Origin of the sequence: Citrobacter sp. CK194 (genome assembly GCF_030333395.1) — a bacterium.
GTDB lineage: Bacteria > Pseudomonadota > Gammaproteobacteria > Enterobacterales > Enterobacteriaceae > Citrobacter_B > Citrobacter_B koseri.
The window spans coordinates 1-21396 of sequence record NZ_JAOWGA010000013.1; the positions used below are offsets into that span (position 1 = coordinate 1).

Annotated in this window: 20 protein-coding genes, 2 tRNA genes, 1 rRNA gene and 1 pseudogene; 14 read left to right on the plus strand and 10 right to left on the minus strand. The window is 51.8% G+C overall.

Going from position 1 to position 21396, the window contains the following annotated elements; translation table 11 throughout:
- Positions 1-132: 132 nt before the first annotated feature.
- From rrf to dkgB, 3 genes are all read left to right on the plus strand, one after another.
- Positions 133-248, plus strand: a 5S ribosomal RNA gene (gene rrf / locus OGX80_RS02770).
- A gap of 53 nt (positions 249-301) precedes the next feature.
- Positions 302-378 (plus strand) — tRNA-Asp (locus OGX80_RS02775).
- A 162-nt stretch (positions 379-540) separates the two neighbouring features.
- Positions 541-1344 (plus strand): 2,5-didehydrogluconate reductase DkgB, encoded by an 804-nt coding sequence (dkgB, locus tag OGX80_RS02780; protein ID WP_110494657.1) that lies wholly within the window; start codon positions 541-543, stop codon positions 1342-1344.
- A 24-nt stretch (positions 1345-1368) separates the two neighbouring features.
- Here the strand turns inward: dkgB and yafC are convergent, their stop codons facing one another.
- Positions 1369-2283: a DNA-binding transcriptional regulator YafC gene (gene yafC / locus OGX80_RS02785; protein WP_012133790.1), complete on the minus strand. Its 915-nt coding sequence runs from the start codon at positions 2281-2283 to the stop codon at positions 1369-1371.
- Between the two features lie 299 nt (positions 2284-2582).
- Here yafC and OGX80_RS02790 point away from each other — a divergent pair, with 299 nt between their 5' ends.
- Positions 2583-3383, plus strand: a complete 801-nt coding sequence (locus OGX80_RS02790; RefSeq protein WP_024130650.1) for an endonuclease/exonuclease/phosphatase family protein — start codon at positions 2583-2585, stop codon at positions 3381-3383.
- A gap of 76 nt (positions 3384-3459) precedes the next feature.
- Positions 3460-4230 carry a class I SAM-dependent methyltransferase gene (locus OGX80_RS02795; RefSeq protein ID WP_071260099.1) on the plus strand — a complete coding sequence of 257 codons (771 nt, stop codon included), beginning with the start codon at positions 3460-3462 and terminating at the stop codon, positions 4228-4230.
- 48 nt (positions 4231-4278) lie between these two features.
- On the opposite strand, the gene mltD is transcribed toward OGX80_RS02795, so the two are convergent.
- Together mltD and gloB are read right to left on the minus strand one after the other, a co-directional pair.
- Complete coding sequence (gene mltD / locus OGX80_RS02800; RefSeq protein WP_047458772.1) at positions 4279-5646, minus strand: murein transglycosylase D; 1368 nt, start codon at positions 5644-5646, stop codon at positions 4279-4281.
- Positions 5647-5717: 71 nt separating this feature from the next.
- Positions 5718-6473, minus strand: coding sequence for a hydroxyacylglutathione hydrolase (gloB, locus tag OGX80_RS02805; RefSeq protein ID WP_115181969.1), 756 nt, complete (start codon positions 6471-6473; stop codon positions 5718-5720).
- A gap of 33 nt (positions 6474-6506) precedes the next feature.
- On the opposite strand from gloB, the gene OGX80_RS02810 reads away from it, so the two are divergent.
- The gene (locus tag OGX80_RS02810) at positions 6507-7229 is read left to right on the plus strand and encodes a class I SAM-dependent methyltransferase (RefSeq protein WP_012133785.1); all 723 of its coding nucleotides are present in this window, start codon (positions 6507-6509) and stop codon (positions 7227-7229) included.
- Here the strand turns inward: OGX80_RS02810 and rnhA are convergent.
- Positions 7226-7693 carry a ribonuclease HI gene (gene rnhA, locus OGX80_RS02815; protein WP_233644142.1) on the minus strand — a complete coding sequence of 156 codons (468 nt, stop codon included), beginning with the start codon at positions 7691-7693 and terminating at the stop codon, positions 7226-7228. The two genes, OGX80_RS02810 and rnhA, sit on opposite strands and share 4 nt — an antisense overlap.
- 64 nt (positions 7694-7757) lie before the next feature.
- On the opposite strand from rnhA, the gene dnaQ reads away from it, so the two are divergent.
- Together dnaQ and OGX80_RS02825 are read left to right on the plus strand one after the other, a co-directional pair.
- Complete coding sequence (gene dnaQ / locus OGX80_RS02820) at positions 7758-8489, plus strand: DNA polymerase III subunit epsilon (RefSeq protein WP_024130648.1); 732 nt, start codon at positions 7758-7760, stop codon at positions 8487-8489.
- Positions 8490-8622: 133 nt separating this feature from the next.
- Positions 8623-8699: transfer RNA gene (locus tag OGX80_RS02825), tRNA-Asp, on the plus strand.
- A gap of 115 nt (positions 8700-8814) precedes the next feature.
- Here the strand turns inward: OGX80_RS02825 and OGX80_RS02830 are convergent.
- Positions 8815-9585, minus strand: a complete 771-nt coding sequence (locus OGX80_RS02830) for an amidohydrolase (RefSeq protein ID WP_024130647.1) — start codon at positions 9583-9585, stop codon at positions 8815-8817.
- A gap of 107 nt (positions 9586-9692) precedes the next feature.
- Complete coding sequence (fadE, locus tag OGX80_RS02835; RefSeq protein ID WP_047458764.1) at positions 9693-12140, minus strand: acyl-CoA dehydrogenase FadE; 2448 nt, start codon at positions 12138-12140, stop codon at positions 9693-9695.
- 238 nt (positions 12141-12378) lie between these two features.
- On the opposite strand from fadE, the gene lpcA reads away from it, so the two are divergent.
- Both lpcA and OGX80_RS02845 read left to right on the plus strand, forming a co-directional pair.
- Positions 12379-12957 (plus strand): D-sedoheptulose 7-phosphate isomerase, encoded by a 579-nt coding sequence (gene lpcA / locus OGX80_RS02840; RefSeq protein ID WP_024130646.1) that lies wholly within the window; start codon positions 12379-12381, stop codon positions 12955-12957.
- Positions 12958-13087: 130 nt separating this feature from the next.
- Complete coding sequence (locus OGX80_RS02845; RefSeq protein ID WP_012133779.1) at positions 13088-13855, plus strand: class II glutamine amidotransferase; 768 nt, start codon at positions 13088-13090, stop codon at positions 13853-13855.
- Here the strand turns inward: OGX80_RS02845 and dpaA are convergent.
- A complete protein-coding gene (gene dpaA, locus OGX80_RS02850) occupies positions 13826-14566 on the minus strand; it encodes a peptidoglycan meso-diaminopimelic acid protein amidase (protein ID WP_012133778.1) in 741 nt (246 codons plus the stop codon). The genes OGX80_RS02845 and dpaA overlap by 30 nt on opposite strands.
- 271 nt (positions 14567-14837) lie before the next feature.
- Here dpaA and dinB point away from each other — a divergent pair, with 271 nt between their 5' ends.
- On the plus strand, positions 14838-15893 hold the full coding sequence (gene dinB / locus OGX80_RS02855; RefSeq protein WP_012133777.1) for a DNA polymerase IV: 1056 nt from the start codon (positions 14838-14840) through the stop codon (positions 15891-15893).
- Here dinB and OGX80_RS22385 read toward each other — a convergent pair.
- Positions 15849-15998 (minus strand): annotated as a pseudogene (locus OGX80_RS22385) (hypothetical protein); the annotation flags it as partial. The gene dinB and the pseudogene OGX80_RS22385 sit on opposite strands and share 45 nt — an antisense overlap.
- A gap of 13 nt (positions 15999-16011) precedes the next feature.
- Positions 16012-17469, minus strand: coding sequence for a cytosol nonspecific dipeptidase (gene pepD, locus OGX80_RS02860; RefSeq protein WP_049011679.1), 1458 nt, complete (start codon positions 17467-17469; stop codon positions 16012-16014).
- Positions 17470-17726: 257 nt separating this feature from the next.
- Between pepD and gpt the strand changes: the two genes are divergently transcribed.
- The 3 genes from gpt to crl all read left to right on the plus strand — a co-directional run bounded on the left by gpt (position 17727) and on the right by crl (position 19985).
- Positions 17727-18185 (plus strand): xanthine phosphoribosyltransferase, encoded by a 459-nt coding sequence (gene gpt, locus OGX80_RS02865; protein ID WP_006685917.1) that lies wholly within the window; start codon positions 17727-17729, stop codon positions 18183-18185.
- A gap of 99 nt (positions 18186-18284) precedes the next feature.
- Positions 18285-19529 (plus strand): esterase FrsA, encoded by a 1245-nt coding sequence (gene frsA / locus OGX80_RS02870; protein WP_286471093.1) that lies wholly within the window; start codon positions 18285-18287, stop codon positions 19527-19529.
- 57 nt (positions 19530-19586) lie between these two features.
- Entirely contained in the window at positions 19587-19985 is a 399-nt protein-coding gene (crl, locus tag OGX80_RS02875; RefSeq protein WP_049011678.1) for a sigma factor-binding protein Crl, read from the plus strand.
- Positions 19986-20089: 104 nt separating this feature from the next.
- Here the strand turns inward: crl and phoE are convergent, their stop codons facing one another.
- Entirely contained in the window at positions 20090-21142 is a 1053-nt protein-coding gene (gene phoE, locus OGX80_RS02880) for a phosphoporin PhoE (protein ID WP_024130644.1), read from the minus strand.
- Positions 21143-21396 lie beyond the last annotated feature (254 nt).

A 21396-nucleotide genomic window follows, 5' to 3' on the forward strand; every position in this document is an offset into this window, starting at 1 on the left:
GCTAACCGGTACTAATGAACCGTGAGGCTTAACCTTACAACGCCGAAGATGTTTTGGCGGACTGAGAGACGATTTTCAGCTTTGATTACAGATTAGTGTTTAATGCGAGAGGCATTAGACGAACAGAATTTGCCTGGCGGCCGTAGCGCGGTGGTCCCACCTGACCCCATGCCGAACTCAGAAGTGAAACGCCGTAGCGCCGATGGTAGTGTGGGGTCTCCCCATGCGAGAGTAGGGAACTGCCAGGCATCAAATTAAGCAGTAAGCTGGTGTGAAATCAGTGGATGTAGAGAAATTCGGTGGAGCGGTAGTTCAGTTGGTTAGAATACCTGCCTGTCACGCAGGGGGTCGCGGGTTCGAGTCCCGTCCGTTCCGCCACTTATTAAGAGCCCTGAGCTAACGCTCAGGGCTTTTTTCTTGCCTGCTGTTCCATTATTGCTTATTTCGCAAAAATCCTCTGCGTTCTACGATCTTTTTCCGCATAAAAACAACTGTGATAATCCTCCTCAGTTAACGACACAACAATTAATGAGGAATTCAATGACAATCCCTGCATTTGGTTTAGGTACTTTTCGCCTGAAAGACGATGTTGTTATCGCATCGGTCAAAACAGCGCTGGAACTGGGCTATCGTGCAATTGATACTGCACAAATCTATGATAATGAAGCGGCTGTTGGTCAGGCGATTGCCGAAAGTGGCATCCCGCGCGGCGAGCTGTACATCACCACCAAGATCTGGACTGAAAATCTCAGCAAAGAGAAGCTGATCCTGAGTCTGAAAGAAAGTCTGGAAAAACTGCGCACTGATTATGTGGATCTGGCATTGATCCACTGGCCGTCACCAAACGATGCGGTATCTGTCGAAGAGTTCATGCAGGCGCTGCTGGAAGCAAAAGAGCAGGGACTAACGCGCGAAATCGGTATTTCTAACTTTACTATCCCGTTGATGGAAAAAGCCATTGCCGCTGTCGGCGCAGAAAACATTGCGACTAACCAGATTGAACTGTCTCCGTATCTGCAAAACCGCAAGGTTGTGGATTGGGCAAAACAGCATGGAATTCACATCACCTCTTACATGACGTTGGCTTATGGTAAAGCACTGAAAGATGAAGTGATTTCCCGTATTGCCGCTAAGCACAATGCGACTCCGGCGCAGGTGATCCTTGCATGGGCAATGGGAGAAGGCTACTCCGTAATTCCTTCTTCTACTAGACGTGAAAATCTGGCAAGCAACCTGCTGGCGCTCGATCTGCATCTGGATGCCGAAGATAAAAAGGCGATTGCCGCACTGGATTGCAACGATCGCCTTGTCAGCCCGGAAGGTCTGGCGCCAGAGTGGGACTGATCGACTAACCCTCTCTCTGTATCCTTAACCCTCTTTTACAGCTCCTTCGGGGGCTGTTTTTACATGATCGCTGAGAAAATCGATAAATGCCCGAATGCGGGTACTGACCGCACGATCGCTGTAATAAACGGCACTGAAAGGCATCTCTACCGGTAGGCGCTTATCGGCCATCAGCTCCACAAGCTCTCCCCGCGCGATTTCTTTATCAATCATATAGTCAGACAGGCAGGCGATCCCGTTACCACTCAGACAAAGCTGCTTGAGCGTCTCACCGCTATTTGACGACAGACCGCTGCTGATTTCATGGAGTTGTCCGTCGCTGCATGCTACAGGCCATGTATTGAGCGAAGCCGGTTCAGTGAATCCGAGACATAGATGCTGTTTTAACTCTTCAATGGTTTCGGGTTTGCCAAAGCGGGCAATATAATCCGGCGACGCGATAATCTTTCGATAACTGGTAAAGAGCGGGCGGGCGCGCAGGCTTGAATCGGTCAGTGTCCCGGCACGTATGGCGACATCGACCTTTCGTTCAATCAGATTGATGAATGTTTCTGAGGAAACCAGTGATAGCGTCATTTCTGGATAACGCTCGCGAAAAGGCTTAACCAGCGGCATCAGAAAGTGCAGTATCACCGGCGTGGCGGCGTCGATACGCAACAGACCGCGTGGAGTGCTTCGCGTTTCCATCACCTCCGTTTCAGCGGCGGCCATGTCTTGTAGTATCGACTGCACGCGACGAAAATAACGTTCGCCTTCTTCCGTCAGACTCAACTGGCGTGTTGTGCGATTAAGCAGACTCACGCCCAGTTTCATTTCCAGCTTTTTGACCGCTCGGCTGACCGCAGAATTCGCCTGTCCAAGTTGCTCCGCAGCGCGGCTAAAGCTACCGCTTTCGACTACGGCAACAAATATCACGAGTTCTTCTGAAGTGGCTTTCATTTTTGCACCTGAAGCAAAATTACATTGATATTTTGGCTATTTTTTCATTAAAACATCCTGGGCTGTTGGTTTCAATCTGCGCGTGAGGTGTGGTGGCCGGAGCGCCTGTTCTGACGGCGTTAACCTGTGATCGGTTGGATAGGCCAGTTCGCGCTGTTCCTGGTTAAATTTACGGAGGTAAGCGCTTGCTTACAAAACAATATGTAACTGCTCGTTGAAAGTGTGAGCTAAAATCCCTATAACAGAATAACCAGTCCGTGCCCGGGCTGGTTGACGTTACAGAGGTTTTAAAGTCAAACGTGCGAAAAAATACTTATGCCATGCGCTATATTGCCGGACAACCCGCCGAGCGGATTTTACCGCCTGGGTCGTTTGCGAGTATTGGCCAGGCATTACCCGCTGGAGTGCCGTTAAGCAGTGAAGACCGCATTCGGATTCTGGTGTGGAATATCTTTAAACAGCAGCGGGCCGAATGGTTATCGGTGCTGAAAAACTTTGGCAAAGATGCGCACCTGGTTTTATTACAGGAAGCGCAAACCACGCCCGAACTGGTGCAGTTTGCGACCGCTAACTATCTTGCAGCCGATCAGGTTCCCGCTTTTGTGTTACCTCAGCATCCTTCGGGTGTTATGACGCTTTCTGCTGCTCATCCCGTCTACTGCTGCCCGCTGCGCGAACGTGAGCCTATCTTACGTCTGGCGAAGTCAGCGCTGGTGACTGTTTACCCTTTGCCTGATACGCGATTGTTGATGGTGGTAAACATTCACGCCGTTAACTTCAGTCTTGGGGTGGATGTGTATAGTAAGCAGTTACTTCCTATTGGCGATCAAATTGCACATCACAGCGGCCCGGTGATTATGGCCGGTGATTTTAATGCCTGGAGCCGACCACGAATGAACGCGCTGTATCGCTTTGCGCGCGAGATGTCCCTGCGGCAGGTGCGTTTTACTGACGATCAGCGCCGACGGGCGTTTGGCCGTCCTCTTGATTTTGTGTTTTATCGAGGTTTAAACGTTAGCGAGGCTTCCGTACTGGTCACGCGCGCGTCCGATCATAACCCGCTACTCGTTGAATTCAGTCCCGGCAAACCTGAGCAATAAGGTGTGTCAGGTCTGCCGTGGGGCAGACCTGAAGTGGTGCTGCCCTTTATTTTGCAAACAACCAAAGGACAACACGATGACAACACACTCCCACCATGACAACGTCGAAAAGCAGTTTGGCTCTCAGGCAAATGCCTATTTAACCAGTACCGTTCATGCTTCTGGTCGTGACTTACAGCGACTGGCGGAACGGCTGTCCTCTTTTCCGCATGCCAGCGTACTGGATATGGGATGTGGCGCCGGGCACGCCAGTTTTATTGCTGCGCAGAACGTAAAGCAGGTGGTGGCTTACGATTTGTCTTCGCAGATGCTTGAGGTCGTCGTACAGGCGGCGAAAGAGAAAGGTTTAGAAAATATCGCGACCCGACAGGGGTATGCTGAAAATCTGCCGTTTGAGGATCACGCTTTTGATGTTGTGATTAGCCGCTATTCTGCACATCACTGGCATGATGTTGGGCTGGCACTGCGTGAAGTCAACCGGGTTCTGAAAGCGGGTGGCGTGTTGATTATGATGGATGTGATGTCGCCTGGGCATCCGGTGCGCGATATCTGGTTACAGACTGTAGAAGCGTTACGCGACACTTCTCATGTACGTAACTACTCCAGCGGTGAGTGGCTGTCCCTGGTGAATGATGCGAATCTGATTGTCGATACGTTGTTAACGGACCGCTTACCGCTGGAGTTCAGTTCATGGGTAGCGAGAATGCGTACGCCTGCGGCGCTGGTTGAGGCTATTCGTTTGTATCAGAAGAGCGCATCCGCGGAGGTAAAAGCGTATTTCGCTTTGCAGGAGGACGGTTCGTTTACCAGCGATACGATTATGGTTGAGGCGCATAAAGCGGCATAAATAAAAAAGGCACTGGGGGGAAACCAGTGCCTTTTCTGAGTCATGCTATCAGGAGTCAGGTGTGCTGCTGTTCTTCACAAACAACGTTAGCTGATCGCCTGGTTGCAGATTTGCTGTATCGCTGTTCCAGCGCATCACATCTTTGATGTTCACCCCGTGACGTTTGGCGATACTCGAAAGCGAATCACCTTTCCGCACACGATAGGTAATGCTATCGCTGTTGTTGGCCAGACGCTGTGCGCTACTGCCTGCGCCAATCGTCAGACTTTGGCCCACTTTCAGGTTAGATCCGCGCAGACTATTCCACTGCTGCAAATCTTTCGTGCTCACGCCAAGGCGTGCCGCGATGCCGGAAAGCGTATCGCCAGAGCGAACTTTGTAGCTACGGCTGTTCAGCGGCGTATTGTCTGCGACCAGCGTAGACTGTACGGCAGCAATTTCGCCTGAAGCCAGAGACTCACGCAGTTGTTCTGCATGCTTCTTTGGCACCATCACGTACTGTGGGCCGCTAACGCCTAGCGTAGAGCCTTTCACGCCAGCATTAAACGCCTTCAGCTTGGTGACGGACATGCCCGCCATATCTGCAACTTGTGCCATCTCAACCGGGCTGCTCAAACGAACGCGCGCCAGCGCACGACTTTCGTCTGTGGTTGGCAGACGCACGCCATAGCGTTTGCTGTTTTTGAGAATATCACTCAATGCCAGCATTTTTGGCACGTACAGCTTCGTTTCCTGAGGTAACGAAAGCGACCAGAAGTCGGTGGCTTTGCCACGCGCCTTATTCGCTTTGATTGCCTTCATCACGCGACCTTCGCCGCTATTATAAGCTGCAACGGTCAACAGCCAGTCGCCATCAAACATCTTATTCAGACGCTGCATCATGTCTAACGCGGCCGTTGTGGAAGCCACAACGTCACGACGCGCATCATAATTGCGGGTCTGTTTCAAACCATAATTGCGCCCTGTGCTCGGAATGATCTGCCAGATGCCTGCGGCATTGGCGCCAGACGTTGCGTGTGGGTCAAAAGCGCTCTCCACTATGGGTAGTAGTACCAGTTCCATCGGCATGTTACGTTTCTTAACCTGCCCGGCTATCCAGTACATATACGGCTCTGCCCGTAAAGTTACATCGTGGAGATAGCTCTTATTGCGTAAATACTTCTGTTTCTGTTCGCGTATCCGGTTGTTCTCCGGAATTCCCATCTTTAGCTCGTCGCCAATGAAAGCCCACAAGTCTTGATCCGGCGCGAGAGACGTCCCATCGTCCATCCATCGTGCCTGACTCGTAAACTTTCCTGCTTCCCCTTGACCAGCTGCAGAAAGGCTCTGTGCGTGCTGTTGGACGTTGCCAGTGTTCTGAGACGACTGGCACCCCACAAGCAGGACAGAGGCGAGTAATATCGCTTTTGCCTTCATGTGTGTGTCAATAGTTGCTTAAAAGACGACCGATCATAACGGCGAAGTTCGCCAATGACAAGTAGGAATTGTCAGAAGCTGTCTTTCTTTGACCTTAACCAGGCAAAACGCTCTTCAGGTTGTTGCAACTTTGTTTCTTTGTTTATTTCATTAATTAAATCAGGATCTTTCGTTCTCAAAAAAATATTATTTTTCCGCTCATTTTTCAGAATTACGGGGAGTGTAATTTGGTTTTTTGCGCGTAACTCATTAACTTTACGATAATATTCATTTATGAACGAATCGTGCGGTAGGATGCTCAATGCAAACTTCATGTTTGCTAAAGTATACTCATGTGCGCAACAAATCAGCGTATCGTCAGGAAGGGCGCTGATTTTTTTAATTGATTGATACATCTGTGAGGCTGTACCTTCAAACAGGCGTCCACAACCTCCAGAGAAAAGGGTGTCGCCGCAGAAAAGGTAAGGGTGGCTAAAGTAACAGATATGTCCTAAAGTGTGACCCGGTGTGGCAAATATACTAAATTCATGCCCTAAAACGAGGGCGCTATCGCCATCTTTGACTACGCGCGTGGTTCCCTTATCTTGTGTTTCTGCCGGTCCGTAAACCACTACGTGCGGAAAATGTTGAAGAAGTTCTTTCACGCCGCCAACATGGTCGTGGTGATGGTGAGTGAGGAAAATCGCTTCCGGCTGCCAGTTCTTCTCTTTGATGGCGTTTAGCACGGGAGCCGCTTCGCCAGGATCAACGATCAGACAACGTCCTTCATTATTACTCAGAACCCAGATGTAATTGTCCTGAAATGCGGGAATACTGTTAAGATTCATAAATTACCTCTTAGTGCGTAGCGGAAGGTTGTGATGAAACCGGCAAGGATCCCTCAAACAGTCATAGCTCCCCATCGCTGGGGCGATTTGCCCTGGGGTGAATACTATCGTGAGGCGCTGGAGCATCAGCTTAACCCGTGGTTCGCCAAAATGTATGGTTTTCATTTGCTTAAAATTGGTAATTTAAGCGCAGAAATCAACTCTGAAGCGTGCGCCGTTTCTCATCAAGTCAATATTTCCCTGCAAGGCGCGCCCGTCCAGGTTCAGGCCGATCCCTTACATCTTCCCTTTGCCGATAAGTCTGTTGATGTTTGTCTGTTGGCGCATACGCTACCGTGGTGCGTCGACCCACATCGGTTACTGCGTGAAGCCGACCGGGTGTTAATTGATGATGGCTGGCTGGTTTTGAGTGGTTTTAACCCGATTAGCCTGATGGGCCTACGTAAGCTGGTGCCCGTCTTGCGTAAATCTTCACCTTATAACAGCCGGATGTTTACGCTGATGCGCCAACTGGACTGGCTCTCGTTATTGAATTTTGAAGTGCTGCACTACAGCCGTTTTCATGTTTTACCCTGGTCAAAGCAAGGGGGAAAGCTGCTGAGCACGCATATTCCGGCGCTGGGCTGCCTGCAACTGATTGTGGCGCGTAAGCGAACCATCCCGCTTACGCTTAACCCGATGAAACAAAATAAAAGCAAAGCGCGGATTCGCCAGGCCGTGGGCGCGACCCGGCAATACCGTAAGCCAGACGCTTAAGCCTCTGCCTGATAGCCAACGTCTTCCTGCGTAGGGTTCATCGCTGCCGCACGCGCCAGCTCATCGCAACGTTCGTTTTCAGGATGGCCGGCATGGCCTTTTACCCATTCCCATTTGATTTGATGTTGGCCCAGCGCGGTATCAAGGCGCTTCCAGAGATCGACATTCTTTACCGGCTTTTTCTCTGCTGTTTTCCAGCCGCGCTTTTTCCAGTTGTGGATCCATTGCGTAATTCCCTGACGGACATACTGGCTGTCCGTGCTTAATGTGACTTCACAATGTTCTTTTAACGCTTCCAGCGCGACGAGGGCCGCCATAAGCTCCATGCGATTGTTAGTTGTGAGGCTATATCCTTCGCTAAAGGTTTTTTCATGGCCGCGATAGCGTAAAATAGCGCCATAACCACCTGGACCTGGATTTCCCAGGCAAGAACCATCGGTGAAAATTTCTACCTGTTTAAGCATCTCTGGTAGACTTCCTGTAATTGAAATCGATCGTAAAACGACAAGTCTGACATAAATGACCGCTATGAGCACTGCAATTACACGACAGATCGTCCTCGATACCGAAACCACCGGTATGAACCAGATCGGCGCCCACTACGAAGGCCATAAGATCATTGAGATCGGTGCAGTCGAGGTCGTGAACCGCCGCCTTACCGGCAATAACTTCCACGTCTATCTAAAACCGGACCGACTGGTGGACCCGGAAGCGTTCGGCGTACACGGTATTGCAGATGAATTTCTGCTCGATAAACCCGTTTTTGCCGATGTGGTTGACGACTTCCTGGAGTATATCCGTGGCGCGGAACTGGTGATCCATAACGCATCGTTTGATATCGGCTTTATGGATTATGAGTTCGCCAAACTCAGTCGTGGTATTCCGAAAACAAGCGAGTTCTGCAAAATCACCGATAGCCTGGCGCTGGCGAGGAGGATGTTCCCCGGCAAGCGTAACAGCCTTGATGCGCTTTGTTCACGCTATGAGATAGATAACAGCAAACGTACGCTGCACGGCGCATTGCTCGATGCCCAGATTCTGGCCGATGTCTATCTGGCGATGACCGGCGGGCAAACGTCGATGGCCTTCTCAATGGAAGGGGAAACACAGCAGCAGCAGGGTGAAGCGACAATCCAGCGTATTGTCCGCCAGGCCAGCAAGTTACGCGTTGTTTTAGCGACTGATGAAGAGCTGATGGCGCATGAGTCGCGTCTCGACCTGGTGCAGAAGAAAGGCGGAAGTTGCCTCTGGCGGGCGTAATTCGGGGTTTTACGACGTAAAAATAGCCGTCCGGGTGATTTTTACAGCAAACGATTCAAAACGTGAGAAAAACCGTTGACGAGGTGCAAGGCAATCCGTAATATGCGCTTCGTTCCCAAGAGGAACACAACGTGGAGCGGTAGTTCAGTTGGTTAGAATACCTGCCTGTCACGCAGGGGGTCGCGGGTTCGAGTCCCGTCCGTTCCGCCACTATTCAGAAAGCCTGAATCAGAAATGATTCAGGCTTTCGTCGTTTTAGCCTTCAACAAAAATTATCCTTCTCTGTAGAAATGCCAGAATCGTTGCAGAGAAGGATGAACAATCATCAGCGTAACGTGAACGGGTCGGCGTCCTGCCATGCCGGAAATTTCTCGCGGTATTCCCGTAACGCCGTGAGCGACAGGTCTGCATCAATACGTGTCGCCTGATGTGGTTCGGCGGTGGCGATAATCTCTCCTTGCGGGTTAATCACCCGGCTGTCCCCACGGTAATGGTGCCCGTTGCCGTCAGTGCCAACACGGTTGCAGCCTGCTACATAGGCCTGGTTTTCAATCGCGCGTGCGGTGAGCAGCGCCTGCCAGTGTAGCGAACGTGGAGCAGGCCAGTTTGCTACATACAGCGCCAGGTCATAATCATTAAGATTGCGGGACCATACCGGAAAACGTAGGTCATAACACACTAACGGCAAAATACGCCAGCCGCGCCATTCAACGACAACACGTTTATCGCCCGCCTGGTAATGATGATGTTCATCCGCCATGCGGAACAGATGGCGTTTATCATAGCAATGAACGTTGCCGTCAGGCTCAACCAGTAAAAAACGGTTTACCGGGCCACGTTCGGTTTGCAACGCAGCGCTGCCCGCAATCAGGGCATCAGTCTGTTGTGCTTTGGCCAGCATCCAGTCGATCGCATCTTCTTGCGGGAGTGACTGAAGTGCGGCTTCCATCGCAAAACCGGTGGTAAACATTTCAGGTAAAACAATGACGTCACGTCCGGTGATGGTTTCCAGCAGTCTGTCAAAATGACGTAAATTGGCCGGACCGTCCATCCAGACCAGCGGTTGTTGCAACAGGGTAATTTTCAAACCAGGCACGATCGGGGCTCCTTGTTGAACAGCATTTTTACACTGTAGCATGAGCATCAACGAAAATGTGGCAATAAAAAGCCCCGCAGAAGCGGGGCTTTCAGGGGAGGTGAGGATTAAGCGGCTTCTACTTTACGCACTTGCTTCTCTGGCAACTTTACCGGCTGAGTCGCCAGCGCGTCGGCATCAAAATCATCAACGTTAATGCTGCGCAGACGGCTTTCTTCCGCTTTCACCAGAATAGCGGCTTCATCGTTATCAATCAGCCCTTTTGCCAGCGCGTTATGCGCCAGTTCATCCAGACGGGTAAACGGCAGATTTTTACCCAGCTCTTTGCAGATCCGCTGGTGGATAGGATCTGCCGCTATTACGTCCAGCAGCGCTTCTTCCAGCAAGCCGACCGGGTTATGCTCGCTCGGCGTCAGGTATTGACCACGACCGATACGTGAACGGGTTGCGCTCGGTACTTGTAGAATCTGCGCGACCTTATGATCCAGCTTGTCGGAAGGGGCAAGGTAGTGACGACCGGTTGGGAAGATCACCACGTTCAGCAGACCCGCAACAAAACGGTTCGGGAAGTTTTGCAGCAGTTCATCCATCGCTTGCTCCGCCTGATACAACGCATCCTGTACGCCCCAGTGCACCAGCGGCAAATCGGCTTCGTTACGGCCTTCATCGTCATAGCGTTTCAGCACGGCGGAGGCCAGATACAGCTGGCTTAAAATATCGCCCAGGCGTGCGGAGATACGTTCACGACGTTTCAGGCTACCGCCCAACACCGCCATTGAGACATCAGACAGCAGGGCCAGGTTGGCGCTCAGTCGGTTAAGGTGCTGGTAATAACGTTTCGTTGCGTCGCTGGTCGGGGTGTAGCTGGTCAGGCCGCGGGTCAGACCGAGCCAGAAGCTGCGTACTTTGTTACTACCGACATGGCCGATATGTTTAAACAGCAGATTGTCGAACGCATTCACATCGTTGCTTTGCGCGGCGGCCATCTCTTCCAGAACATACGGATGGCAGCGAATCGCCCCCTGACCGAAGATCATCATGCTGCGGGTCAGGATATTCGCACCTTCAACGGTGATGGCGATAGGCGCCCCCTGGTAAGAACGCGCCAGGAAGTTGCTTTCGCCGAGCATAATGCCTTTACCACCGGTAATGTCCATTGCGTCGATGATGGACTGCTGGCCGCGATGGGTACAGTGGTACTTGACGATAGCTGACAGCACCGCCGGTTTTTCACCCAGCATAATGCCGTAGGTAATCAGCGACGCTGCGGCGTCCATTACGTAGGCGTTACCGGCAATGCGCGCCAGCGCCTCTTCAATACCTTCCATCTTGCCGATAGAGATTTTGAACTGGCGACGAATATGGGCATATGCCCCGGTTGCCAGCGCGACAGATTTAACCCCGCCGGTCGAGTTGGACGGCAGCGTGATACCACGGCCTACCGACAGGCATTCCACCAGCATACGCCAGCCCTGGCCTGCCATCTTCGGCCCGCCAATGATGTAGTCGATTGGCACAAAAATATCTTTGCCGTGCGTAGGTCCGTTCTGGAACGGTACGTTCAGCGGGAAGTGACGGCGACCAATTTCTACGCCAGGCGTTGAGGTCGGGATCAGCGCACAGGTGATACCCAGCTCTTCTTCGCCACCCAGCAGTTTTTCCGGGTCAGAGAGTTTAAAGGCCAGACCCAGCACGGTCGCGATAGGGGCCAGTGTAATGTAACGTTTGTTCCAGGTCAGGCGCATACCCAGTACCTGCTGGCCTTGCCATTCGCCCATGCAGACGACGCCGGTATCAGGAATTGCGCCTGCATCGGAGCCCGCTTCCGGGCTGGTCAGCGCGAAGCAAGGGATCTCCTGACCACGCGCCAGACGCGGCAGGTAATGGTTTTTCTGCTCTTCAGTACCGTAGTGTTGCAGCAGTTCGCCTGGGCCTAATGAGTTAGGCACGCCCACGGTAATCGCCAGAATCCCGGAAACGCCGGAGAGTTTTTGCAGCACGCGAGACTGCGCATACGCCGAGAACTCCAGGCCGCCATACTCTTTCTTGATGATCATCGCGAAGAAGCGATGCTCTTTCAGGTAGTCCCACAGCTCCGGCGGCAGATCGGCTAATTCGTGCGTGATCTGGAAATCATTCGCCATACGGCAGGCTTCTTCTACCGGGCCATCCAGGAACGCCTGTTCTTCAGCGGTCAGATGCGGTTGTGGATAGTTGTGCAATTTTTTCCAGTCAGGTTTGCCCTGGAAGAGATCGCCTTCCCACCATGTTGTACCGGCATCAATGGCCTCTTTCTCCGTGCGCGACATCGGCGGCATCACTTTACGGAAGCTACGAAACGCTGGCGCAGAGATCATCGACTTACGCATTGGCGTAACGTTAAACGGTACGAGGATAATGGCCAGAGGAACCAGCACCCAGATAGACCACAGGCCAGCAACGCCCAGCGCGGCTGTCCATGCGAGTAAAATCAGGCTGCTGAGGAATAAGCTCACGCGGTGATAAAACAGCGCGCCGAGCAGAACAACCGTTGCGAGAATACTCAAAATCATCATAACGAAAAGCTCCCTTGCTTGTAGGAGGTCTGACCACTTGTGATGATATGGTTGTAGTGGATGTCATTTCTTTTAGCAATGTGTTTACAAAATAATTACAACGAAGCTCACATTGTTGCCGTTTTCACCGGCACAAAAAATCAAAAGCCAGCGGCATTCCTGTGGCTTGTGCTTCTCGCTTTCTGCGCTATCCGGTACACTGCATCTGTCAATTACATTCATGCTGAAGGATATCCTCATGTACCAGGATCTTATTCGTAACGAACTGAACGAAGCGGCGGAAACGCTGGCCAATTTTTTAAAAGATGAAGCCAATATTCACGCTATTCAGCGCGCGGCGGTCCTGCTGGCAGACAGTTTTAAAGCGGGTGGCAAGGTACTTTCCTGCGGTAACGGCGGCTCTCATTGCGACGCGATGCATTTTGCCGAAGAGCTGACCGGTCGCTACCGTGAAAACCGTCCAGGCTACCCGGCGATTGCTATTTCTGACGTCAGCCATATCTCCTGTGTCAGTAATGATTTTGGTTACGACTATGTTTTCTCTCGCTACGTTGAAGCGGTTGGCCGTGAAGGGGATGTGCTGTTAGGGATCTCAACTTCGGGCAACTCTGGTAACGTGATTAAAGCGATTGCCGCAGCACGCGAGAAGGGAATGAAAGTCATCACCCTGACCGGGAAAGATGGCGGTAAAATGGCAGGGACGGCGGATATTGAAATTCGCGTGCCGCATTTCGGTTATGCTGATCGTATTCAGGAAATCCATATCAAAGTGATTCATATCCTGATCCAATTGATCGAAAAAGAGATGGTTAAGTAAGCGGATAATTCTTTACTGTGTTTTTGCCGGATGATGACGTTAAAGCGTCTTATCCGGCCTACATTTGATTTGTCCAGGCCTGATAAGCGCAGCGCCATCAGGCGGTTCAGCGTTTTAAGGTAGGTGATGTATGTGCGAACTGCTCGGGATGAGCGCCAATGTGCCAACCGATATTTGCTTTAGTTTCACCGGGCTGGTTCAGCGTGGTGGAGGAACCGGGCCGCACAAAGACGGCTGGGGCATTACGTTTTATGAAGGTAAAGGGTGTCGCACATTTAAAGATCCGCAACCCAGTTTTAATTCGCCCATCGCCAGACTGGTGCAAGACTATCCCATTAAATCCTGTTCCGTCGTCGCCCATATTCGCCAGGCGAATCGTGGGGAAGTGGCGCTGGAAAATACGCATCCGTTTACCCGTGAGCTTTGGGGGCGTAACTGGACGTATGCGCATAACGGGCAGCTCAACGGCTACAAATCGCTTGAAACCGGTAATTTTCGCCCGGTTGGTGAGACGGACAGCGAAAAAGCGTTCTGCTGGCTGCTGCATAAGCTGACGCAGCGTTATCCGCGCACGCCGGGCAATATGATGGCGGTATTTAAATATATTGCGACGCTGGCAGAAGAACTCCGTAAGAAAGGTGTCTTCAACATGCTGCTGTCAGACGGGCGCTATGTCATGGCCTATTGCTCGACCAATTTATTCTGGATCACCCGCCGCGCGCCGTTTGGCGTCGCCACGCTGTTGGACCAGGATGTGGAAATCGACTTCAGTTCACAAACCACACCGAATGATGTGGTTACCGTGATTGCAACGCAGCCGCTGACGGGAAATGAAACCTGGCAAAAGATTATGCCAGGCGAATGGCGATTATTTTGTCTCGGGGAGCGTATAGTTTGACGCCAGCTGTGGCTGAACCACTTCATGGCTCAACGGTTTGCTGACCACGTAACGGCCATCAACAACGGAAACCGTTGGTGGCTTACGGGTTTGCTCAAAGTAGTCGTAGCCCGGTTTTAGCTGCGTCCAGAAATCTTTGTAATACGAATACTTATGGCGCTGCATATTTGCATCGGTCATGCGGAAGGGATAGATGCTCACCTGTACGCTGGATTGCCCGAATACCAGGGCGCCGGTTACAAACTGGAAAATCTCATCAATGCCGCTGTCGGTCATGGCATAGCAACCGACAGAGACGCAGGCGCCGTGGATCATCAGATACTTACCTTCATAACCGTGTGCGCGGTCATAGGCGTTCGGAAAACCGATATTAATGGCCTTATAGAAACGGCTGTCCGGTTTGAGCTGATTACGCTGGACGCTGTAAAAACCTTCCGGGCTTTTAAAGTCACCCTGGCGCTGTTTGGGGCCTAAGCCACCGGAATAGTTGCAAATTTTGTAGCTGTCGAGCAATTGATATTGCTCACCCATCTTGACGTACAGATCGAGCGTACGCTCTTCTTTAAAGATCTGAATATAGACAGGCGACCCCATCAACTGCTGCTTATATTCTTTACTGACTGGCGTGGTTGGGCTGCTACTGCTTAGCAAACCGGCAAATGAGACGCACGGGATCAGAAGCATCGCAAGAAAAAATGCGATTTTACGCATACTGCTTATTCCTTGATAAAACGGTTACACACGCCAGAACGGCAAACAGAGTCCCCAAATCAGACTAATCCGTATTTGGTGCGCTCACATTATCACCACGGCAGTTTTTCGCAAGCCCCAGGCGATGCGTTTACAATTTAGTTTCTCTTTATACTGAAATTTAGCCGTCAAGGCAGTCAGAACCCGGCGCATTCTGCCGCGGCTTAATTTCCACTCGCTTCTCACAATACAAAATGTACTGTATACTTAAACAGTATTACGGAGGTGAGCCATGCGCAAAATCATACATGTTGATATGGACTGTTTTTACGCGGCGGTTGAAATGCGCGATAACCCGGCCCTGCGTGATATTCCCATTGCTATCGGCGGCAGCCGCGAGCGCAGGGGCGTTATCAGTACGGCAAATTATCCCGCCCGCAAATTTGGCGTGCGCAGCGCGATGCCGACCGGTATGGCGCTTAAGCTTTGCCCGCACCTCACGCTATTGCCGGGGCGGTTTGAGGCGTATAAAGAAGCGTCGCAGCATATCCGTGAAATCTTCTCTCGTTATACCTCGCGTATAGAGCCGCTTTCGCTGGATGAAGCCTATCTGGACGTCACCGACAGCACTTATTGCCACGGCTCCGCCACGCTTATCGCTCAGGAAATCCGTCAGACGATTTTTAACGAACTCCAGCTCACCGCATCAGCAGGTATTGCTCCGGTTAAGTTTCTGGCAAAAATTGCGTCTGATCTTAATAAACCGAATGGGCAATATGTGATTACCCCCGCCGATGTTCCTGAGTTTCTCAAAACCTTACCGCTGGGGAAAATTCCGGGGGTGGGTAAAGTGTCTGCGGCCAGGCTGGAAACGATGGGGCTGCGTACCTGTGAAGACGTGCAAAAGTACGATCTGGCGATGTTACTCAAGCGCTTTGGTAAGTTTGGCCGCGTGTTATGGGAGCGTAGCCAGGGGATTGATGAGCGGGATGTGAACAATGAAAGACTGCGTAAATCGATAGGCGTTGAACGCACGCTGGCGGAGGATATTCACGAATGGGCGGAATGTGAGGCGATCATTGAGCGGTTATATCCAGAGCTGGAAAGGCGGCTGGCAAAAGTGAAGCCTGACCTGCTCATCGCCCGTCAGGGGGTTAAATTAAAATTTAACGATTTCCAGCTGACCACTCAGGAGCACGTCTGGCCGCGTTTAAGCAAGGACGATTTAATCACGACGGCGCGTAAAACCTGGAATGAGCGGCGGGGAGGGCGGGGCGTGCGGCTGGTAGGGTTACACGTTACGCTACTGGACCCGCAACTGGAAAGACAGCTTCTGCTGGGGCTGTGACTTTGATGTATTGCCGGATGGCGGCGTAAACGCCTTATCCGGCCTACAAATCAGCGTGTAGGCCGGATTAGTTGTAGGCCGGATAAGCGTAGCGCCATCCGGCATTTAGCGCAGAATTTTACTTCGCCGGAATAGACTTCAGCAGTTCAGTCAGAAGCCGCCAGTAGTGACCGACGCTTTCGATATGAACCTGCTCATCTGGAGAGTGCGGGCCGGTAATGGTTGGCCCGATAGAGACCATGTCCATATCCGGGTACGGTTTTTTGAACAGACCGCATTCCAGACCCGCGTGAATAATCTGGATGTTCGGCGTCTTATTGAACAGACGCTGGTAAGTTTCACGCACCAGGTGCATTACCGGCGAGTTCGCATCTGGCTGCCAGCCCGGATAGCCGCCTTTTGCTTCGGTTTTCGCGCCAGCCAGTTTACCCAGTGAATCCAGCATGCTCACCACGTAGTCTTTACCGCTGTCGATCAGCGAGCGGATCAGGCAGTGGATTTCCACGTTGTTGTCGGTCATGGTCACAACGCCCACGTTCAGGGACGTCTCAACCACGCCTTTCGCTACGTCGGAATTGCGAATCACGCCGTTTGGCGTGGCGTTCAGCAGACGGATAAAGCCATCGCGGGACGAGGCAGTCAGCGCCGCTTTGTCGTTAGCGGCTGCTTCCAGCAGAACCACCAGATTCTTCTCTTTCTCTGCCAGCTCGTTTTTCAGGATCTCCTGATAAGCGTTCACCCGCGTTTTCAGCGCATCGACGTTATCTGCCGCTACAGCAACGGTGGCGAAGGCTTCACGCGGGATAGCGTTACGCAGCGTACCGCCGTTGAAATCAACCAGACGCAGACCCAGTTCTTCAGCATGATCCGCCAGGAAGCGCACCAGCAGCTTGTTGGCATTGCCGAGACCGACGTGGATTTCGCCGCCGGAGTGGCCGCCTTTCAGGCCTTTCAGCGTCAGTTTAAAGCTCTGGAAGCCCGCCGGAATGGCTTCACGGGACAGCGGCAGGTTAGAGGTAAAATCGATACCGCCTGCACAGCCCATGTAGATCTCACCTTCTTCTTCGGAGTCGGTATTGATCAGAATATCGGCCTGTAGCCAGCCTGGCTGAAGGCCGAATGCGCCGTCCATACCGGCTTCTTCCGTCATGGTCAGCAACACTTCCAGCGGGCCGTGCGCGACGTTGTCGTCAGCCAGAACGGCCAGCGCGGAAGCCATACCAATGCCGTTATCCGCGCCCAGCGTGGTGCCGCGGGCTTTTACCCACTCGCCGTCAATATAAGGCTGGATCGGATCTTTGGTGAAGTCGTGTACGGTGTCGTTGTTTTTCTGCGGAACCATATCCAGGTGCGCCTGCAAAACCACTGGTTTGCGGTTTTCCATACCTGCGGTGGCAGGTTTACGAATCAGGATATTACCGACCCGATCGCGCTCAGCGTGGAAACCTTTCTCTTTGGCCCAGCCCATAATGTGTTCAGCGAGCTGCTCTTCATGGTAGGACGGATGAGGAATAGAACAGATTTTTGCAAAAATATCCCACAGCGGTTGTGGAGATAATTGAGACAGTTCAGACACGATAAGTCTCCTTGACGATGTCCTGCAAAACTTTCTTGCAGGCCACAGGGTTAGCAGATTGATTGTCACCACAAGTCGGGCTTGCGAGATGCGATTGAGAATACCACTTTCCTGGTCTTCGGGTAGTATAAAGCACGTAAAAAGAGGGCTGGATTCCGCGAAACACTGGTTTTTAGCGCGTCAGGTCTCTATAATCTCGCGCAACCTGGTTCACCCTCAATTTTTAAGCCGTAGATAAACAGGCTGGGACACTTCACATGAGCGAAAAATACGTCGTCACCTGGGACATGTTGCAGATTCACGCACGCAAACTGGCAAGCCGCCTGATGCCTTCTGAACAATGGAAAGGCATTATTGCCGTCAGCCGTGGTGGTCTGGTACCGGGCGCATTGCTGGCGCGTGAGTTGGGTATTCGCCATGTCGATACCGTTTGCATCTCCAGCTACGACCACGATAACCAGCGCGAACTGAAAGTGCTGAAACGTGCGGAAGGCGATGGTGAAGGTTTCATCGTGATCGACGATCTGGTCGATACCGGCGGTACTGCTGTTGCTATCCGCGAAATGTACCCTAAAGCTCATTTCGTCACTATCTTCGCTAAACCGGCTGGCCGCCCGCTGGTGGATGATTATGTGATTGATATCCCGCAGGACACCTGGATTGAGCAGCCGTGGGATATGGGCGTGGTATTCGTCCCGCCAATCTCTGGTCGCTAATCACTGAAATTTTCAACGCCTGGCAATGCCGGGCGTTGTTTTTTTTAGCCGCACACACGTTACAATAGGCCTCAGTAAGTACCCTTGGAGGCTGCACGAATGTCACAGGCTAACCTCAGCGAAACCCTGTTTAAACCCCGCTTCAAACATCCTGAAACGTCGACGCTTGTCCGGCGCTTCAATCACGGAACGCAGCCGTCCGTGCAGTCCACTCTGGATGGTAAAAACGTGCCGCACTGGTATCGCATGATCAACCGTCTGATGTGGATCTGGCGCGGTATCGATCCGCGAGAAATCCTTGATGTGCAGGCGCGTATCGTAATGAGCGAAGCCGAGCGAACCGACAAAGAGCTGTACGACACGGTGATTGGCTACCGTGGCGGTAACTGGATCTTTGAATGGTCGAAACAGGCGATGGAATGGCAGCAGAAAGCCTGCCAGGAAACAGACCCACAGCGCAGCGGGCGTCACTGGCTGCACGCTTCCTCGCTCTACAACATTGCGGCTTACCCGCATCTTAAAGGGGATGAGCTGGCGGAGCAGGCGCAGGCCCTGGCGAACCGCGCGTATGAAGAGGCCGCGCAACGCTTGCCGGGCTCGCTGCGTGAAATGGCGTTTGCGATCCCCGGCGGCGCGCCTGTCACTGCGTTTTTGCATATGCCGAAAGGGGATGGCCCGTTCCCGACCGTACTGATGTGCGGCGGCCTGGATTCCATGCAAACGGACTATTACACCCTGTTCGAACGTTACTTCGCGCCGCGCGGTATGGCGATGCTGACGCTGGACGTGCCGTCGGTTGGATTCTCGTCAAAATGGAAACTCACCCAGGACTCCAGTCTGCTGCATCAGCATGTGTTGAAAGCGCTGCCTGGGGTGCCGTGGGTTGATCATACCCGGGTTGCGGCGTTTGGTTTTCGTTTTGGCGCTAACGTTGCGGTACGTCTGGCCTACCTGGAAGCGCCGCGACTGAAAGCGGTAGCCTGTCTGGGGCCGGTGGTCCATGCGTTGTTAAGCGATTCACAACGTCAGGGGACGGTGCCGGAAATGTATCTTGACGTGCTGGCAAGCCGTCTGGGGATGCATGATGCGTCAGATGAAGCGCTGCGCGTTGAGCTAAATCGTTATTCACTGAAGGTGCAGGGGTTGCTCGGCAGACGCTGCCCAACGCCGATGTTATCTGGCTTCTGGAAAAACGATCCGTTTAGCCCGGAAGAGGAGTCCCGGCTCATCACCTCGTCATCTTCCGACGGTAAGCTGATGGAGATTCCGTTTAATCCGGTGTATCGCAATTTTGACACTGCGCTGAAAGAAATTACCGGTTGGATCAATCACAGATTGTGTTAATGGATTGCTAAATTTTATTGTTTTGGTAAAACAGTTGCTTCACCAAAGGAGATCGCAATGACGTTACCGAGTGGACACCCGAAAAGTAGATTGATCAAGAAATTCACTGCGCTTGGCCCGTATATACGCGAAGGGCAGTGCGAAGATAATCGTTTTTTTTTCGATTGCCTGGCTGTTTGCGTCAACGTGAAGCCAGCGCCTGAGAAACGTGAATTCTGGGGCTGGTGGATGGAACTGGAAGCGCAGGAAAAACGCTTTACCTACAGCTACCAGTTTGGCCTGTTTGACAAAGAAGGTAACTGGACCGCCGTGCCGATTAAAGAGGCCGAAGTGGTTGAACGCCTGGAGTACACCCTGCGCGAGTTTCATGAAAAATTGCGTGCACTGCTGACTTCGCTGAATCTGGCGCTGGAACCCGCCGATAATTTCAAAGAACCGGTGAAGTTAACGGCGTAACATAGAATAATGCCGGATGACGCTACGCTTATCCGGCCTGCAACAGTGCAAAAGAGTAGGCCGGATAAGACGCCTGAGCGTCGTCATCCGGCAAATTAAGACAATCAGAACTGGTACGTCATACCAATCGCGACGATATCATCGCTGCTTACGCCCAGCTTGTTATCATCGTCAATCTGGTTGATTTTATAATCAACGAACGCGGACATATTTTTATTGAAATAATATGTTGCGCCCACATCGATATATTTCACGATATCTTCATCACCGATACCTTCAATATCTTTGCCTTTAGACTGAACATAGCCCAGGGAAGGACGCAGACCGAAATCAAACTGATACTGGGCAACCGCTTCGAAGTTTTGCGCTTTATTGGCGAAACCACCGGAAATAGGCGCCATGTTGCGGGTTTCAGAATAGATAGTCGCCAGGTAAATGTTATTGGCGTCATATTTCAGACCCGTCGCCCAACCTTCCGCGTTTTTACCTTGTCCGCGAGATTGCAGGTTCTGCTCATTGGTGCGGTCTGAATTGGCGTATGCGCCGATGATGGCGAAGTCGCTGCCGCCGAAGTCATAGCTCAGAGATGTGCCGAAACCGTCGCCATTCTGCTTTTTGACGTCGCGGTTTTCGTTTTTACCCTGATATTGCAGGGTTAAGTTCAGACCATCGATAACGCCGAAGAAATCGGTGTTACGGTAAGTTGCCAGGCCACTGGCGCGTTTGGTCATAAAGTTGTCGGTCTGTGCAAGGCCGTCGCCGCCGAATTCAGGGAACATATCCGTCCACGCGGCAACGTCGTACAAGGCGCCCAGGTTACGACCATAATCTAACGAACCGAAATCGTTCAGCTTCAGACCCGCAAAAGCCAGACGGGTTTTCTGACCGCCTTCGCTTTCTGTTTTGTTACCGGCGAACTCAGCTTCCCAGCGACCGTAACCGGTCAGCTGATCGTTAATCTGCGTTTCGCCTTTAAAGCCAAAGCGGATATAAGTCTGGTCGCCATCTTTGCTGTCATCATCACTGATGTAGTGCATCGCTTTTACTTTGCCATACACGTCCAGTTTATTACTGTTTTTGTTATACACTTCTGCTGCCTGCACGGATGCCGATGCAACAATACCCATCACCACTAATGCCAGAGTGCTCTTTTTCATTTTCATTCCTGATTTAAAATTACGCGCTAATATTCGCTGGGAGTGATCCCCGTGAAAAACAGGATGGTTTTTAACGCTCTGCAATGAAGGTTTTATGACAAATTAAGAATATTTTTAAAAAAGGATGATTTATTATTGCGGTAATAAAATTGTCAGAAACTGCCGCTACGCTTGCTGATCCTGCGCAACAAAATTTCATGCTTTGTGCTCTGGTTGTTGGCAACCGGGGCCAGTCCTGCTAAAACGTTCGTTTG